Consider the following 16,171-nt stretch of genomic DNA (forward strand, 5'->3'; position numbering starts at 1 on the left):
GTGAACCCCGCTGACGAACCGCGACGCGGAAGGCTTTTCTGGTGAGCGTGAACCCCAACGACGAGATCCCGGCGATGCCGCTCGGACTCACCTACGACGACGTCCTGCTCCTGCCGGGTGAGAGCGACGTGATCCCCAGCTCGGCCGACACCCGCTCGAAGGTGAGCCGCCGGGTCGAGGTCGCGATCCCGCTGATGTCCGCTGCCATGGACACCGTCACCGAGGCCCGGATGGCGATCGCGATGGCCCGCCAGGGCGGCCTCGGCGTGCTCCACCGCAACCTCTCGATCGAGGACCAGGCCCAGCAGGTCGACCTGGTCAAGCGGTCCGAGGCCGGCATGGTCACCCACCCGGTCACCACCACGCAGGACGCCACGCTCGGCGAGGTGGACGCGATGTGCGGCCGCTACCGGGTGTCCGGCCTGCCGGTGGTCGACGACGCCGGCAAGCTCGTCGGCATCATCACCAACCGCGACATGCGGTTCGAGTCCGACCCGGGCCGCCGGGTGGGCGACGTGATGACCCGGATGCCGCTGATCACCGGCCCGGTCGGGATCAGCCCCGACGACGCGATGGCGCTGCTCTCGAAGAACAAGATCGAGAAGCTGCCCCTGGTCGACGGTTCCGGTCGGCTCGCGGGCCTGATCACGGTGAAGGACTACACCAAGAGGGAGCAGTTCCCGCTCGCCACCAAGGACGACGCGGGTCGTCTGCGGGTCGGCGCGGCGATCGGCTTCTTCGACGACGCCTGGAAGCGCGGCATGGCGCTGATCGAGGCCGGGGTGGACGTGCTGATCGTCGACACCGCCCACGGTCACTCGCACGGTGTGGCCGACATGATCGCCCGGCTGAAGAAAGACAGCGCCGCGGCGCACGTCGACATCATCGGCGGCAACGTGGCCACCCGGGCCGGGGCCCAGGCCCTGATCGACGCCGGTGCCGACGGCGTGAAGGTCGGTGTCGGGCCGGGTTCCATCTGCACCACCCGGGTCGTGGCCGGTGTCGGCGTGCCGCAGGTCACCGCGATCATGGGGGCCGCACAGGCGTGCAAGGCCGCCGGCGTTCCGGTGATCGGTGACGGCGGGCTCCAGTACTCCGGCGACATCGCCAAGGCCATCGTGGCCGGCGCCGACACGGTGATGCTCGGCTCGCTGCTGGCCGGTTGCGAGGAGAGCCCGGGCGACCTGGTCTTCATCAACGGCAAGCAGTTCAAGTCGTACCGCGGCATGGGCTCGCTGGGCGCCGCGCAGTCCCGGGGCAAGGCCAAGTCCTACTCCAAGGACCGCTACTTCCAGGGCGACGTCTCCGACGACAAGTTCGTGCCCGAGGGCATCGAGGGCCAGGTGCCCTACCGAGGTCCGCTCGGTGCCGTCGCCTACCAGCTCATCGGTGGTCTGCGGCAGTCGATGTTCTACGTCGGCGCGGCCACCGTGCCCGAGCTGAAGTCCAAGGGGCAGTTCGTCCGGATCACGTCGGCCGGGCTCAAGGAGAGCCACCCGCACGACATCCAGATGACGGTCGAGGCGCCCAACTACAGCAGCCGCTGACGATCTTCGAATCAGGGACGACGAAGAGCCCGCGCGCCCTTCGTCGTCCCTGATCTGTAACCTGGCGTTTGTGACTGAGATCGAGATCGGCCGGGGCAAGCGGGGCCGGCGCGCCTACACGTTCGACGATGTCGCGATCGTCCCCAGCCGGCGGACGCGCGACCCCGAAGAGGTGTCGACGCACTGGCAGATCGACGCCTACCGGTTCGAGCTGCCGATCGTCGCGGCTCCGATGGACTCCGTGATGTCCCCGGCCACCGCGGTGGCCATGGGCAACCACGGCGGCCTGGGGGTTCTCGACCTCGAGGGCCTGTGGACCCGCTACGAAGACCCGGCACCGCTGCTGGCCGAGATCGCCGGCCTGGAGCCCGCCGTCGCCACCCGGCGCATGCAGGAGCTGTACGCCGAGGAGATCAAGCCGGAGCTGATCGTCGAGCGGATCCGCGAGATCCGCGAGGGCGGTGTCACGGTCGCGGCGGCGCTCACCCCCCAGCGCACCCAGGAGTTCTGGAAGACGGTCGTGGACGCCGGGGTCGACCTGTTCGTCATCCGCGGCACCACGGTCTCCGCCGAGCACGTGTCCGGCCGGGCCGAGCCGCTCAACCTCAAGCGCTTCATCTACGAGCTCGACGTGCCGGTCGTCGTGGGTGGCTGCGCCACCTACACGGCGGCCCTGCACCTGATGCGGACCGGTGCCGCCGGCGTGCTCGTCGGTTTCGGTGGCGGCGCCACCCACACCACCCGCGACACGCTCGGCATTCACGCCCCGATGGCCACCGCGGTGGCCGACGTGGCGGCGGCCCGGCGCGACTACATGGACGAGTCCGGCGGCCGCTACGTGCACGTCATCGCCGACGGCGGGATGGGCCGTTCCGGTGAGATCGTGAAGGCCATCGCCTGCGGTGCCGACGCGGTCATGCTGGGTGCGGCGCTGGCCCGGGCCTCCGACGCCCCGGGCCGTGGCTACCACTGGGGTCCCGAGGCCCACCACCCGTCGGTGCCGCGCGGCACCCGGGCCCAGGTCGGCACGGTCGGCACCCTGGAGGAGATCCTCTACGGTCCGGGCCGGGTGGCCGACGGCACCACCAACCTGGTGGGCGCGCTGCGCCGGTCGATGGCCACCACCGGCTACTCCGACCTCAAGGAGTTCCAGCGGGTCGAGGTCGTGGTCTCCCCGTACCAGCCCAGCTGATCCTCCTTCCGCCGGAGGGCCCGGCGGCGGTGGGGACATGCCGTTCACATCGTCGTCGGGCAAGCTGGACCCGGTGCGCACCTGATCCTGGTCGCGCCGGGAAGGACTGATCCGTGGCCGTCATGGCATGTCGCCCGCGCCCGTGCGGCTGCCCGTCGCCGGGGGCCGCCCCGTGGTGAGAGCACGACACCTGCGCGGGCCCAACGGGGTGATCGACCGGCACGGCGGGCCGGCCGTGTACCGGTGCGTGGTGTCGGCGCCGGGCCTGCGCCGGCGGGCCCATCTCTGGTCGGTCGATCTGGACGACCTGCCCCGGATTCCGGGGTTCCTGGCCGGTTTCCGGCCGTCCGACCATCTCGGCGGCCCGGTGCCGCGGGCCGGGCTGGAGCACTACCTGAGCGGCCGGGGAATCGACCTGGACGGCGGGCGGGTGCGGATGCTGAGTCCGGTCCGCGTGTTCGGGCGGGGGACCGGCCTGCCGTCGGTGTACTGGTGCCACGATCGGTCAGGCGACCTGGTCTGTGTGGTGGCCGAGCTGCCGGAGGCGTCCGGCGCATCCGCCGGGTCCGGCGAAAAATACTGTCACCTGGCTCATGTCGAGGATCCCGGGTGGGACCGTGACGAAAGCGCCTGCTGCACGGTGACTTCCTGGCCCGATCTGCGGGGACCGCTCGATCTCACCCTCACGCTGCACCGGGCCGGGCAGGTCCCGCTCGCGACTTCGATGGTGGGGCGCGGGTATCCGGTGAACACGAGGACGATCGTGCGGCTCTTCCCGGGGCTGGTGACGACTTCGTGCCTGGCCGCGCTCCGCGGCCGGTGGCACGGCCTCAGGGCGCGGGCCCGGGAGCTCCGGCTGCTGCCCCGGGTGGCTCAGGCCCGGCGGTGAGCCGGGGATGTCCTGTGGAATGAGGGGTTTCTCCACAGGGGCCGGTGGTCCGGGCGGGTGGGGGGAGTTGCGGACCTAGGGTGTCGGCATGGGGAGCAGAGATCGCAGGCGGGCCGGGGTCCGGCTGCCGCCGGGCATCACGAACGCCGACGTCGCACCGGCGCAGATGCTCGAAGTGCTGATGCAGGCGGCCATGTCGGCGCTGGCTGCGGGTGACCGGACGGCCCTCGAACCGGTGTCGACCGCCCTGGTGGAGCGTCCTGATCTGGGGGGCTGGCGGGCCTTCGTGGCGCGGGAACTCGCCGTGCGGCTGCCGTTCGCCATCGAGCAGGCCTGGTCCCGGGGGTGGGAACCGGCCGACGTGGTGCGTTACGCGGCGCGCAGGCTGGGGCCCGGCAGCGGGGTGCTGGCCGCCGAGGCCGTCACCGGGCAACTGACCGGGTATGCCACGGTGACGGTGGATCCGCGCTGGCGCGAGCAGCTGGCCGAGTTCGAGGTGGTGCCCTGGTGGCCCGCGGACAGCACGGTGGTGCAGGCGCGCCTGCACCGTGACGGCTGGGTGGACTTCGCGCCGCAACTGCTGGAGCTGGTGGCTTTTCTGCTGGTGCTGCCGGGCCTGGAACGGATCGGCCCGCCGCCGGGGGAGTACCGCCCGGCGCCCGGTGAGACGGCTGAACCGGTGACGGGGCCGCCGCGGCACGTCGACGAGCGGGTGCTGAGCCGCATCCGCGCCCTGCTGGCCAAGGCCGAGGCCACCTCGTCGGAGGCCGAGGCGGAGGCGTTCACCGCGGGCGCCCAGGAGCGCATGGCCCGGCACAGCATCGACATGGCGATGGTGCGGGCCTCGGGCAGGGATGACGGCGGTACCGGTGGCGAGCGCCCGGCCACCCGCCGGGTGTGGATCGACCCGCCCTACGAACAGTCGAAAACTGTTCTGCTGAATGCTGTCGCCTCGGCCAACCGGTGCCGTTCGGTGTGGACCAAGAACATCGGGTTCTGCACGGTGATCGGTTTCGGGGCCGACCTGGACGCGGTCGAGGCGCTGTTCACCTCCCTGCTGGTGCAGGCCACCACGGCGATGACCCGGGCCGGGCGGATCGAGCAGGCCGGGGGCCGGGCGCGCAGCAAGACGTTCCGGCAGTCGTTCCTGGCCGCCTACGCCCTGCGCATCGGCGAGCGACTGGCCACCATCACGCACGAGCAGACCGAGGCCGCGCGCACCGAGCTCGGCGACGACCGGCTGCTGCCGGTCCTGGCCAGTCGGCAGCACGACGTGGAGGAACGATTCGCGGAGCTGTTCCCCAGCGTCACCCGGGGCCGCAGCATCCGGGTGGGCGACCAGATGGGGTGGGCCAGCGGCCGGGGCGCCGCCGACCAGGCCACGCTGAACGCGTCGTCGGCGGTGAGGCCCTGAGCACTCTCAGGCCCTGAGCACTCTCATCCGAAGGTCGCACGGGCCGGGGCGGGTGATCCGACGCCGGGCGGACGAATCCGGGCAGACAACTCCATAGCGTGGGCGCATGACCAGAACCGTCGTCGCCCCGATCCGCGTGGTCGTCCCCGCCGTGATCGGCACTGTGCTCCTCGTGCTCGGCAGTCGCTGGCTGATCGGCGACAGCCTGGTGCTGTTCCCTCAGGTGAGGCAGACGTCCTGCCAGGACGGGCTGTGCGTGGAGCGGGTGCGCTATCCCGACCTCCTGCTGGTGCCGGGGCGCAGTGAGGTGCAGGTGCGGCACGAGGGCGAGAACGACGGCCGCCGCTACGTGCAGGGCGATCCCTTCGACGCCGCCCCGGAAGAGGTCATCGTCACCTGGAGCGACGGCGGGGTCAGCCTCGCCGGACCGTCCGCCACTCTGACCTGGGACGCGGACGTGCTGGCCCGGCTCGATGACTGAGCCGGGCTCGATGACCGGGCCCGGCTCGATGACCGGGTCCGGCTCGATGGCCGGAAACAGGCGGTGCGGCCGGGGCTCACGGGCTCGCCGGATGCGGAGCACATGATCACGGCAGGCGAAGGGTGACCCCAGCTGCCAGGGCCGTGGCCATCTCGCGTTACCGTTGCCGGGTGCTGCGTACCGCGCTGAAGCCGCGATGGCTGGCGCTCCTGGTGGTGATGCTGCTCGCTGCTTCGGCGATGGCCAAGCTCGGCGAGTGGCAACTGGAGCGTGCCCGGTCGCACGGTGAGTCAGCCGAACAGGCCGAGCAGGCACAGCGTTCGTCCACCACCACGCCGCTCGCCGAGGTGATCCGGGCCAGCGAGACCTTCCCGAAGACGGCGCTGAACAAGAAGATCACCGCCACCGGGCACTGGGACGCCGAAAACCAGCTGCTGGTGGCCGATCGCGAGCTCGACGGCCGGTCCGGGCTCTGGGTGCTCACCCCGTTGATCACCGCCGACGGCACCACCGTGCCGGTGGTCCGCGGCTGGGTGCCCTCGGCCGGCGACGCGGCGGCGGCCGCTCCGTCCGACGACACCGAGGTGACGGTCACCGGGCTGCTCGAACCCGGTGAGGCCCCGGCCTCGCGGGCGCCGGGCGAGACCTCCGGACTGCCGGACGGACAGATCGACCGGGTGGCCGTGGCCCAGCTCGCGGCGCTCTGGCCGCAGCCGATGATCACCGGTTTCGTGGTGCTGGACGGCGAGTCGCCGGCGTCGCAGAACGCGCCCGCGCAGGTGCCCCCGCCGACCTCGGACGGTGCCCTGGACTGGGGCAACCTGTCCTACGCCATCCAGTGGTGGGCGTTCGCCGTGATCGCGCTGCTGTTCTGGTTCCGCCTGGTCCGCGACGACCACCGCGGTCTGCTGCGGCGTCACGACGAGGACGAGGACGACGCTGACGGGGAAGACGCCGAGGACGACGACGCCGCGGACGAGAGCGTGACCGGCGACGCGGGAGCGACCCGGGGTGCCGTGGTCGGCGTCCGCGAGACCTAGGTCCGCGAGACCTGGAACGACGAAAACCAGCCAACCATAGAGAAAGAGGGCGAAGACCCATGGCCGGCGGCCCCCGTGCGAAGGCTCTTCAGAACGCGCTGCTGCGCTACCGCATCCTGGCCTACGCCACCGGTGTGTTCCTCCTGCTGCTGACCCTGCACATCGTGCTCCAGGGCTTCCAGATGCGGGACACCGGCGAGTCCTGGTTCTCGAACGAGGGCATGAGCGCGATCGTCCCCGGCTCCGGGCACCTGATCCCGATGGTGCACGGCTGGCTGTACCTGATCTACGTGATCGTGGCGATCGACCTGTGGATGCGCACCCGGCTGCCCCTGGGCGGCACCGTCCTGGTGGTGCTGGCCGGGACCATTCCGGTGATGTCGTTCGTGGCGGAGCGCTGGGTGACACGCCGTGTGCAGCCGATGATCGGCGCGGTGGTGGAGAAGAAGGCCGTGAAGGCCAGGTCCTGAATCTGCCCTAGGCTGTTTCAGGTGAGTCAACCCCCTGCCGAGTCGACTGACTCGCCCACCCCGCTCCCCGCAGACCCGGTGGCCGAGGTCACCCGCGAGCCGAACGACGGGTCCGCGACCGACCACCGCCCGGTCCTGGTCGTCGACTTCGGCGCCCAGTACGCCCAGCTGATCGCCCGTCGCGTGCGAGAGGCCAGCGTCTACTCGGAGATCGTGCCCTCGAGCATGCCGGTCTCCGACATGCTGGCCAAACAGCCCGCGGCGATCGTGCTGTCCGGCGGCCCCAGCAGCGTGTACGAAGAAGGCGCGCCGCAGGTCGACCCGGCCCTGTTCGAGGCCGGCGTGCCGGTGCTCGGCATCTGCTATGGCTTCCAGGCCATGGCCCTGGCGCTCGGCGGCGAGGTGGCCCACACCGGACTGCGCGAGTACGGCGGCACCAAGGTCACCACCACCGACGAGTCCACGCTGCTGCACGGCACCCCGGCCGACCAGTCGGTGTGGATGAGCCACGGCGACGCCGTGCACACCGCCCCGCCCGGGTTCAGCGTGCTGGCCGAGTCGTCCGGCGCCCCGGTGGCGGCGTTCGAAGACAAGACGCGCAACTTCTACGGCGTGCAGTGGCACCCCGAGGTCAAGCACTCCACCTTCGGCCAGAAGGTGCTGACGAACTTCCTCTACTCCGGTGCGAGCCTGCCCGGCGACTGGACCACGGGCAACGTCATCGAGGAGCAGGTCGCCCGCATCAAGGCGCAGATCGGCGACGGCAAGGTGATCTGCGCGCTGTCCGGCGGCGTCGACTCCGCGGTTGCCGCGGCGCTCGTGCAGCGGGCGGTCGGAGACCAGCTGACCTGTGTGTTCGTCGACCACGGCCTGCTCCGGCAGGGCGAGGCCGAGCAGGTCGAGCAGGACTTCGTCGCCGCCACCGGGGTGAAGCTCAAGGTCGTCGACGCGCAGGAGCGCTTCCTCACCGCGCTGGCCGGGGTCACCGACCCCGAGGAGAAGCGCAAGATCATCGGCCGGGAGTTCATCCGGGTCTTCGAAGACGCCGCCCGCGCGGTGGTCGAGGAGGCGCAGGAGAGCGACGGCGAGGACGTGAAGTTCCTCGTGCAGGGCACGCTCTACCCCGACGTGGTGGAGTCCGGCGGGGGCACCGGCACCGCCAACATCAAGAGCCACCACAACGTCGGCGGGCTGCCCGACGACCTCCAGTTCGAGCTGGTCGAGCCGCTGCGCACGCTGTTCAAGGACGAGGTCCGCGCGGTCGGCGCGCAGCTCGGCCTGCCCGAGGAAATCGTTCAGCGCCAGCCCTTCCCGGGCCCCGGCCTGGGCATCCGGATCATCGGCGAGGTCACCAAGGACCGGCTCGACACGCTGCGCCAGGCCGACGCGATCGTGCGCGCCGAGCTCACCGCGGCCGGGCTGGACCGCGAGATCTGGCAGTGCCCCGTGGTGCTGCTGGCCGACGTGCGCTCGGTGGGCGTGCAGGGCGACGGCCGCACCTACGGCCACCCGATCGTGCTGCGCCCGGTCTCGTCGGAAGACGCCATGACGGCCGACTGGACCCGCCTGCCGTACGAGCTGCTGGCCAAGATCTCCACGCGCATCACCAACGAGGTGGCCGAGGTGAACCGGGTCACGCTCGACGTGACCAGCAAGCCCCCGGGCACCATCGAGTGGGAGTAGCACCTACAACCGAAAGACGGCGGTGAGCTCGTGAAGAGCTCACCGCCGTCTTCAATGGAGGGGTCAGAACTCGCCCGGCGTGGGGGAGAAGGAGCGGGCGAGACCGCCCAGCGGCATCGAGGTGAACGGCCCGCCGACCCGCTCGGGGGCGGGCGGCGGCTGCTCACCGGTGCGCGAACGGCGGCTGGTCTCCGGCGGGATCTCGTCGGCGAACGCCTCGGAGTCGTCTTGCGGCACGTAGCCCATCGCCCGTGCGGTGGAAAGGTCCCACCAGCCCCGGGTGTTGGCCGAGACGCCGTGCGCGATCACGTGGCCGCGCACCGGGCCGCGCAGGCTGGCGTCCATCAGCCGGGCCGCGTCACCGGGACTCAGCCAGGTGGACAGCTCGCGACGGTTGGCCGGCCGGTCCTTGCAGGCACCGATGCGCAACGACACCACCTCCAGGCCGAACCGGTCGGCGTAGAGCTGGCCGAGCGCCTCCAGCGCCACCTTGGCCACACCGTAGAAACTGTCCGGCCGGGGCCGGATGTCGATGCCGAGGTCGCTGCCGCCCGCCGTGCGCTCCCAGAAACCCATCGCGTGGCAGCTGCTGGCCAGCACCACCCGGCGGATGCCCCGGCGCAGCGCGGCGTCGAGCACGGTCTGCGTGCCCTGCACGTTCGTCTCGAGGATCTGCGCGAGCGGCGCCTCGTGCGGGATGCCGGCCAGGTGGATCACCGAGCCGCACCCCACCGTCGCCGCGTCGAGGGCGTCCGCGTCGAGCACGTCGATGGAGCTGATGTCGGGGTCGCCGTCCGGGTCCCGGTCGAGCGAGTGCAGCTCCCAGCCCAGGGACGCCAGCCGCGGGCGCACCATCCGGCCGATGGTGCCCGCGGCGCCGGTGATCAGCACCGGTGACTGCGAGGAGGCCGCGAGGGTGGTCACCGTGGCGACAGTAGCCGTGCCCGCCGAGGTTGGCATCCCCCGAATACGTGTCCGGATGACGCCTGCGAGTAACTGCCGCGCGTCGGGAGGCCTCGCATCCGGCCTGAACAGAGGACGACGGACCCTCGGAAAAGGGCACACCGTCGCGCCTGTTCACCCCGCGACCGTCACGCTCCGTTCGCGCGAGCCGGCCCGGATCTGCCGCTCCAGCACCTCGCCGGGCGCCACGTAGGCGCCGTCCCAGACCACCGAGGAGTTCACCGTGCCGAGCACCTGCGCCCCCTCGCCGATCACGCTGCGACCCCCGGACGCGTGCAGGTTCGCCGCCAGGTAGTCGGCCGGTGTGCCGCAGTCGATCGCGACCGCGCTCTCCGGCAGCACGACCAGGTCGAGCCGGCCGCCCTCCAGCTCACGCCGCCAGAGCACCTCGTAGAGGCCGGTCGGCTCGGGCTCCAGGTGCCGGATCAGCTGCCAGGGCAGCAGACAGGCGCCGACATAGCGCAGCCCCCGGCCGAAGTCGTTCTTGGCCGGGTCGGGCCGGCACAGCAGCCGGCAGCGCTCGCCGTCCCAGCCGTCGGTGAAACCGGCCAGGCCGCCGGGCAGGTACTGGTCGGCGTTCGTCACCAGGGCGTCGCGGCCGTCGAGCCAGGGCAGCAGGTTGGCCACCCCGCCCGCCGTGCCGAGCGCCTCGTCGCCGGTCTCCACCGCGACCGTGACCCTGCTCTCACAGTGAGCCCGGATCGCGTCGGCGTGGTGGTGGGCGTTGACGGCCAGGTGGGCGGGGCCGTCGCCGGTGAGCGGGGCCAGCCGGGTCAGGGCGTGGTCGACCAGCGGCAGGCCGCCGACCGGGCACAGCGGTTTGGGCCGCAGGTCGGTGAGCGGTCGCAGGCGGCTGCCGGCGCCGGCCGCGAGAACGATGCCGGCCGGCTCAGGCGCCAAGAAGGCGTCCCCGGTGTGCGCCGGCGTCCGCGGTGTCCCGGTGGAAACGCAGGAGCTCGCCCACGGCGGTGCGGGTGGGGTCGTCGGTGGCACCGGGCTCGATCAGCTCGGCGGTCGGAACCCAGCCGGACTCCAGAGCCTCCTCACCGGCGGTCCGGACCGGGAACCGCTCGTCCACGCGCACCCAGAAGAGCACGTCCACCCGCCGTGAGCCGGGCTCGACCACGGTGGAGAACGGCTGGCCGACCTCGACCCGCAGGCCGGTCTCCTCGGCCACCTCGCGCACCACCGCGGTGGCGGCGTCCTCACCGCGGTTCAGCAGGCCGCCCGGAAAGGTCCAGCCACGTCTGTGCCGCTGCTTCAGCACGAGTAACGAGCCGTCGTGCTCGATCAGGGCCAGGGCCCCGACGGTGTGCCCCGGGGCGACCCGGCGGATGATCCACAGACGCAGGAATCGGGGCAGGTGGCGATAGAGACTCAGAGCCATCGCATAGGGACGGCGCAGTACCTGACGGCCGGGCATCTCCGCAGGATAGGGCAGATGCCCGTTCCGGGTGATTCGGGTGGGGCGGCAGAGGTCACGGCCCGATCGCGAGACAACTGTCCAACAAATCCCCGGTCCGGACGGTAGCGTCATGAGGTGCCGTCAGCAGATTCCGTGCCGCCCCCAGCGCAGACCCCGCAGCAGCAGCCGTCCGTGCCGCCCGCGGCGCAGGAGCTGCGCCCGATTCAGCGCACCACCGCGTACGGCGTGGTCAGCGACGGTTCCGGCGGGGTGCTGGTGCTGCGCGTGCCGGGCGGTCGCGACCCCCGGGGACGCTGGTCGCTGCCGGGCGGTGTGGTGCGCCACGGCGAGCACCCGCGCGACCGGGTGCGGGCCGGGCTGCTGGAGCAGACCGGTCTGCGCGCCGCCACGATCACCCCGCGGGACGCCGGCGCCGACGTGGTCGAGCTGCCCGAGTACGGGGTGAGCGTGCACACCCTGCGCCTGCTCTTCGACGTGACCCTGCACGGCCGGCCCTCCGGCATCGGGGGCCCGGACCACCCGGAGATGCCGGACACCGAGGCGCTCGCGCACCACCCCGACCCGGCTCAGCCGGACCGGCTGCCGGGGGAGGACCCCGCGGTGCTGCCGGTCCCCGGTGACGGCCCGGACGTGGCCGCCCCGATCGCCGTGGTGCTGCCCGGCGACGACCGGGCGCAGCGCCCGGTGGCGCAGTTCGTCGGCCGGTTCATGGCCGGCGAGGAGCTGGCCCGGCTGCACCTGCCGCCGTTCCTGGCCGGTGCCCTGGTCGCGGTGCAGCAGAACCTTGAGGACGACGAGGAGCTCCCGGCCTCGCGCACCGCCGCCCCGGTCGTCAGCGGCGGCCCCGATCTGCTCGACCCTCCGATGGACCTGGCCGCGGTGGCGGCCCTGCCGGAAGCGGCGGCCGGCACCGGGCCGGAGGTGCCGGTGTTCGTGCAGCGCCCGGCCGCCTACGCGGTGCTGATCGACGAGAAGCACCCGGACGGCCCACGGATGCTGCTCAGCCTGCTGTCCGGCAGCGAGAGCACCTGGACCCTGCCCGGCGGCGGCATCGACCACGGCGAGCACCCGCGTCTGGCCCTGCGCCGCGAGATCCACGAGGAGGCCGGCCTGCCCTACACGGCCGGGCCGCTGATCGACATCTCCAGCCGGCACTTCGTCGGCCGCTCGCCGCACCTCGGGCGGCTGGAGGACTTCCACGCGGTGCGCCTGATCTACGCCGGGTCGGTGCCGGTGGATCAGGAGCCGCAGGTGATCGAGGTGGACGGCTCGACCGAGGCGGCGGCCTGGCTGCCGGTCGACGGGCTGGACGCGGCCGGTGCCGTGCCCACCGCCCACGACGCGCTGGCGGCCTGGCGGGCGCACCGCGCCGGGACGCCCGGCGAGGCGCTGATCGACGCGGCGGCGGACGCCCGTGGTGACGAGATGATGCGCCGGGACGCCGAGGGGAACGTGGGTGACCCAGGTGTCTGACCCGGCCCTGCCCGTGATCGTGCACGGATCGCCCGTTCCCGGCCCCGGGGCGAGGCGGATCGTGCATGATCACGGCTAGAGGTGTGGTGGACGATGACGTGGTTCCCGCGATGAAGCGGGCGAAGCCGGCGACCCGGCGCGCCCGGGTGGCCCCGGAGCTGACCGGCCCGGCCAGCCTGGTGCTGGCCGCTGCCGCCGAGATCGGCGCCGCCGACCTCGACCCCCAGCTGTGGCGTGACCAGGCGGTGCTGCTGGCCGTCGAACAGGCTTGGGCCGCAGACGATCTGGTGACGGTCGGGGCGATCGCCACCGGTTACGACGCGCTGCTGCTCTACGTGCCCGCGCCGGCCCCCGGCGGGCTGGCGCTGCACCCGGTCGGTAACGCCGAGCGCCGGCACCGCGGGGCGTTCAGCACGCCGGCGGTGTACGCCGACTCGCTCGCCCGCCGGGCCATCCCCGAACTGCCGGACGGCGAGCTGCCGACCGTCGTCGACCCGGCCTGCGGCGCCGGGAACCTGTTGCGGGCCGCGCTGTCCCGGTTGCTGTCGCTGGGTGTCCCCCCGGAGCAGGCGATCGCCGCCCTGCACGGGGTGGACGCCGACCCGATCGCCGTCAGCCTGTGCCGTTCCGCCCTGGCCGCCGACCTCAGCCTGGCCGGGCGGCCGACCGAGCCGGCCGAGCTGGAGCACCGGATCCGGGCCGGGGACGGGCTGTCCGGCGCCACACCCAACCAGCAGGCCGCGGGGGCCGGCCTGACCTGGCACGAGGCATTCCCACAGGTGCTCGGGCAGGAGGACGCCGCACCGGAACCGGTGACCGGCTGGCGCGGCGGGTTCGACGTGGTGGTGGCCAACCCGCCGTGGGAGCGGCTCAAGGTGCACGCCCGCGACTGGGGCGGCGAGATCCCGGTGGGGCTGCGGGACCGCCGGGCCGGCACCGCCCGTGCCCTGCGCGATGCGGGCCGTCATCCCCTCACCGGCGCCGGTGAGCTGAACGCCTACCTGCCCTTCGTCGAGACCTGCTGGCGGCTGCTCGCTCCCGGCGGCCGGGCCTCGCTGCTGGTGCCGGCCGGGATCGCGTCCGACCGCTCGGCCGCCCGCCTGCTGGAGGCCCTGTGCACCGCGGGCGCGCTCGGCCGGCTGCACCTGATCGAGCCGCGCGGGCCGATCTTCGCCGGTGTGAGCGGGCGGGTCGGGGTGGCGATCGTGGAGCTGCGCGGCGGCCCGGCACGCGAAACCGTGAACGAGGCGGTCACGGGCGGGGCGGACGCGGATCCGGCGCCCGGCGCCGCCGACCCGATCGCCGGACCGGTTGCCCCGGAAGGGCCTTCGGCCGCCGAGGTCGCCGTCGGGCTGGCCGGACCCGATCAGCCGGCCGGTGAGCGGGCCTGGCGTCTGCCCGCCCACCTGCTCCGGGTGGTGAACCCGAACACGGCCACGGCGCCGTTGTTCGCCTCGGCCACCGACGCGGGCATCGTCACCGCGGCCCACCGCCGGACGCCGGTGCTGCTGCGGCGGGACCCGGCCAGCGCCGTCCCCACCCAGGACCCCTGGAAGCTGCGCCTGGTGACGCCGCTGCACATGACCCGCGACGCCCGGCACTTCCGCTCGGGACCGGGTGAGGGACTGGTGCCGCTGTGGGAGGCGAAGCACTGCGCGATGCTCGACCCGAACGGTGGCACGGCCACCGCCCCGCGCTACTGGGTGCCGATGGAGGTGGTGCGCGAGCGCTACGGCGACCTGTGCGACCGGGGCTGGCTGGCCGGCTACCGCAACGTGTCCACCACGGTCGCCCCGCGCACGCTGCTGCCCACCCCGCTGCCGGTGGTCGCGGTCGGCAACTCGCTGCCGCTGATCTCGGCCGACCGGCTGCCGCTGCTGCTGGCGGCGCTGTCCACCCTGCCGGTCGACTACCTGCTGCGGCAGAAGCACGCCGGGGCGAACGTGAACTTCTTCAAGCTGGAGCAGGTTCCGGTGCCGCCGCCGGAGGCCTACGACGTGCCGTCGCCGTGGGGTGACGGCACGATCGCCGACTGGGTGCTCACCCGGTTCGCCCGGGCGGTGACCTGGTCGGACGACCTGCACGGGCTGGCCGCCGAGCTGGGCCGCTCCGGCATCGAGGTGCCCGGCCGGCCGGATCCGGAGGGTGTGCTCACCGCCCGGGCCGAGCTGGACGCCGCCCACGCCCTGCTGCTCGGTTTCGACCGGGCTGAACTGACGCACCTGCTCGGCACTTTCACCGCCCTACGGCGTCAGGACGAGACCCGGCACGGTGGGTTCGTCACCGCGGACCGGGTGCTGCGGGCCTACGACCGGCTGAAACCTGTGTGAACAAAATCGTCCGCCGAGACGAAATGAGACATGACGCAGGCGTAGTTCATCGACGCGTCGCTCTCCGGTCATGTGCTGTCGGGACGCCGGTCGCGCGGTTTCGTTTTCCTGCCGTGTCGGGGGCGCCGAGCCGGCGAAGGTCGCCACGGGCGCCATGGAGGAACGATGAACCGTCGCACGGTCATCACCGGTCTGGCGGCCGCTCCGCTGGCGTCGGCCATTCCGGCACAGGCGGTTTCGGCTGCGTCCCGGAAGGGGGCGACGCTGGTCATCGGGCACCGCGGCGCCAGTGGCTACCGGCCCGAGCACACCCTGGCCTCCTACGAGCTGGCCGCCCGGATGGGCGCCGACTTCATCGAGCCCGACGTGGTGGTCACGAAGGACGGCGTGCTGGTGTGCCGGCACGAGCCGGAGATCGGCGGCACCACGGACGTGGCCGACCGCCCCGAGTTCGCCGGCCGCAAGACCACCAAGAAGCTCGACGGTGTCGAGGTGACCGGCTGGTGGGCGGAGGATTTCACGCTCCGGGAGCTGAAGACCCTGTACGCCGCGGAGCGCCTTCCGGCCGTCCGGCAGGAGAACACCCTCTACCACGGCCGGCTGCGGGTCCCGACCCTCGACGAGGTCTTCCAGCTGCGGGCCGAGCTGTCGCGCCGTCTGGGCCGCCGGATCGGCGTCTACCCGGAGACCAAGCACCCGACGTACTTCCAGGAGCTCGGCCTGCCGCTGGAGAAGCGGCTGCTGGGCCTGGTGCGCAAGCACGGACTGAACCACGCCGACGCGCCGATCTTCGTGCAGTCGTTCGAGACCACGAATCTCCAGGAGCTGCGGGCCATGGGCCTGAAGTCCCCGGTGGTGCAGCTGCTCTCGGCCACCGGTGCGCCGTACGACCTGGTCGCGGCGGGTGACCCGCGCAGCTACGCCGACCTGATCACCCGCAGGGGCCTGGCCACGATCGCCGGGTACGCCCAGGGGCTGGGCCCGGACAAGGGCCTGGTGATCCCGCGGACCTCGTCCGGTGCCCTCGGCGAGCCGACCGCGCTGGTCGGCAACGCCCACGCCGAGGGCCTGCTGGTGCATCCGTACACGTTCCGTGCCGAGAACACCTTCCTGCCCACCGATTACCGCACCGCCGGTGCCGACGACGACTTCGGCCGGGCCATCGACGAGCAGGTGGCCTTCCTGGCGGCCGGGGTGGACGGGTTGTTCACCGACCAGCCCGACATCGGCGTGTTCGCCCGGTCCGAGCGGGCCGCGGCCTGA

Annotated in this window: 14 protein-coding genes; 11 read left to right on the forward strand and 3 right to left on the reverse strand. The window is 72.6% G+C overall.

Translation table 11 applies throughout. The annotated features are described in order from the left end of the window. Nucleotides 1-74 precede the first annotated feature (74 nt). From guaB to guaA, 8 genes are all read left to right on the forward strand, one after another. Nucleotides 75-1,547: an IMP dehydrogenase gene (gene guaB, locus KIH74_RS03160; RefSeq protein ID WP_214154440.1), complete on the forward strand. Its 1,473-nt coding sequence runs from the start codon at nt 75-77 to the stop codon at nt 1,545-1,547. Nucleotides 1,548-1,617: 70 nt separating this feature from the next. Continuing rightward, nucleotides 1,618-2,739 carry a GuaB3 family IMP dehydrogenase-related protein gene (locus tag KIH74_RS03165; RefSeq protein WP_214154173.1) on the forward strand — a complete coding sequence of 374 codons (1,122 nt, stop codon included), beginning with the start codon at nt 1,618-1,620 and terminating at the stop codon, nt 2,737-2,739. Nucleotides 2,740-2,866: 127 nt separating this feature from the next. Beyond that, a complete protein-coding gene (locus KIH74_RS03170; protein ID WP_214154174.1) occupies nt 2,867-3,628 on the forward strand; it encodes a DUF1365 family protein in 762 nt (253 codons plus the stop codon). Nucleotides 3,629-3,716: 88 nt separating this feature from the next. Further along, nucleotides 3,717-5,042 carry a DUF2786 domain-containing protein gene (locus KIH74_RS03175; protein ID WP_214154175.1) on the forward strand — a complete coding sequence of 442 codons (1,326 nt, stop codon included), beginning with the start codon at nt 3,717-3,719 and terminating at the stop codon, nt 5,040-5,042. A gap of 106 nt (nt 5,043-5,148) precedes the next feature. Continuing rightward, on the forward strand, nt 5,149-5,523 hold the full coding sequence (locus tag KIH74_RS03180) for a hypothetical protein (RefSeq protein ID WP_214154176.1): 375 nt from the start codon (nt 5,149-5,151) through the stop codon (nt 5,521-5,523). 170 nt (nt 5,524-5,693) lie between these two features. After that, entirely contained in the window at nt 5,694-6,563 is an 870-nt protein-coding gene (locus KIH74_RS03185) for an SURF1 family protein (RefSeq protein ID WP_214154177.1), read from the forward strand. Between the two features lie 59 nt (nt 6,564-6,622). Beyond that, nucleotides 6,623-7,033 carry a DUF3817 domain-containing protein gene (locus KIH74_RS03190; RefSeq protein WP_214154178.1) on the forward strand — a complete coding sequence of 137 codons (411 nt, stop codon included), beginning with the start codon at nt 6,623-6,625 and terminating at the stop codon, nt 7,031-7,033. 78 nt (nt 7,034-7,111) lie between these two features. Beyond that, the gene (gene guaA, locus KIH74_RS03195; RefSeq protein WP_214154441.1) at nt 7,112-8,716 is read left to right on the forward strand and encodes a glutamine-hydrolyzing GMP synthase; all 1,605 of its coding nucleotides are present in this window, start codon (nt 7,112-7,114) and stop codon (nt 8,714-8,716) included. 63 nt (nt 8,717-8,779) lie between these two features. On the opposite strand, the gene KIH74_RS03200 is transcribed toward guaA, so the two are convergent. From KIH74_RS03200 to KIH74_RS03210, 3 genes are all read right to left on the reverse strand, one after another. Continuing rightward, nucleotides 8,780-9,640 (reverse strand): NAD-dependent epimerase/dehydratase family protein, encoded by an 861-nt coding sequence (locus KIH74_RS03200; RefSeq protein ID WP_214154179.1) that lies wholly within the window; start codon nt 9,638-9,640, stop codon nt 8,780-8,782. 153 nt (nt 9,641-9,793) lie between these two features. Next, nucleotides 9,794-10,579, reverse strand: coding sequence for a nucleotidyltransferase family protein (locus KIH74_RS03205; protein WP_214154180.1), 786 nt, complete (start codon nt 10,577-10,579; stop codon nt 9,794-9,796). After that, complete coding sequence (locus KIH74_RS03210; RefSeq protein ID WP_214154181.1) at nt 10,569-11,102, reverse strand: NUDIX hydrolase; 534 nt, start codon at nt 11,100-11,102, stop codon at nt 10,569-10,571. The genes KIH74_RS03205 and KIH74_RS03210 overlap by 11 nt, the downstream gene beginning before the upstream one ends. Before the next feature lie 117 nt (nt 11,103-11,219). On the opposite strand from KIH74_RS03210, the gene KIH74_RS03215 reads away from it, so the two are divergent. The 3 genes from KIH74_RS03215 to KIH74_RS03225 all read left to right on the forward strand — a co-directional run bounded on the left by KIH74_RS03215 (nt 11,220) and on the right by KIH74_RS03225 (nt 16,171). Beyond that, nucleotides 11,220-12,578 carry an NUDIX domain-containing protein gene (locus KIH74_RS03215; protein WP_214154182.1) on the forward strand — a complete coding sequence of 453 codons (1,359 nt, stop codon included), beginning with the start codon at nt 11,220-11,222 and terminating at the stop codon, nt 12,576-12,578. Nucleotides 12,579-12,643: 65 nt separating this feature from the next. After that, nucleotides 12,644-14,908, forward strand: a complete 2,265-nt coding sequence (locus tag KIH74_RS03220) for an Eco57I restriction-modification methylase domain-containing protein (RefSeq protein WP_214154183.1) — start codon at nt 12,644-12,646, stop codon at nt 14,906-14,908. 165 nt (nt 14,909-15,073) lie between these two features. After that, complete coding sequence (locus tag KIH74_RS03225) at nt 15,074-16,171, forward strand: glycerophosphodiester phosphodiesterase (protein WP_214154184.1); 1,098 nt, start codon at nt 15,074-15,076, stop codon at nt 16,169-16,171.

It is taken from the genome of Kineosporia corallincola (genome assembly GCF_018499875.1).
GTDB classification, from domain to species: Bacteria; Actinomycetota; Actinomycetes; order Actinomycetales; family Kineosporiaceae; genus Kineosporia; species Kineosporia corallincola.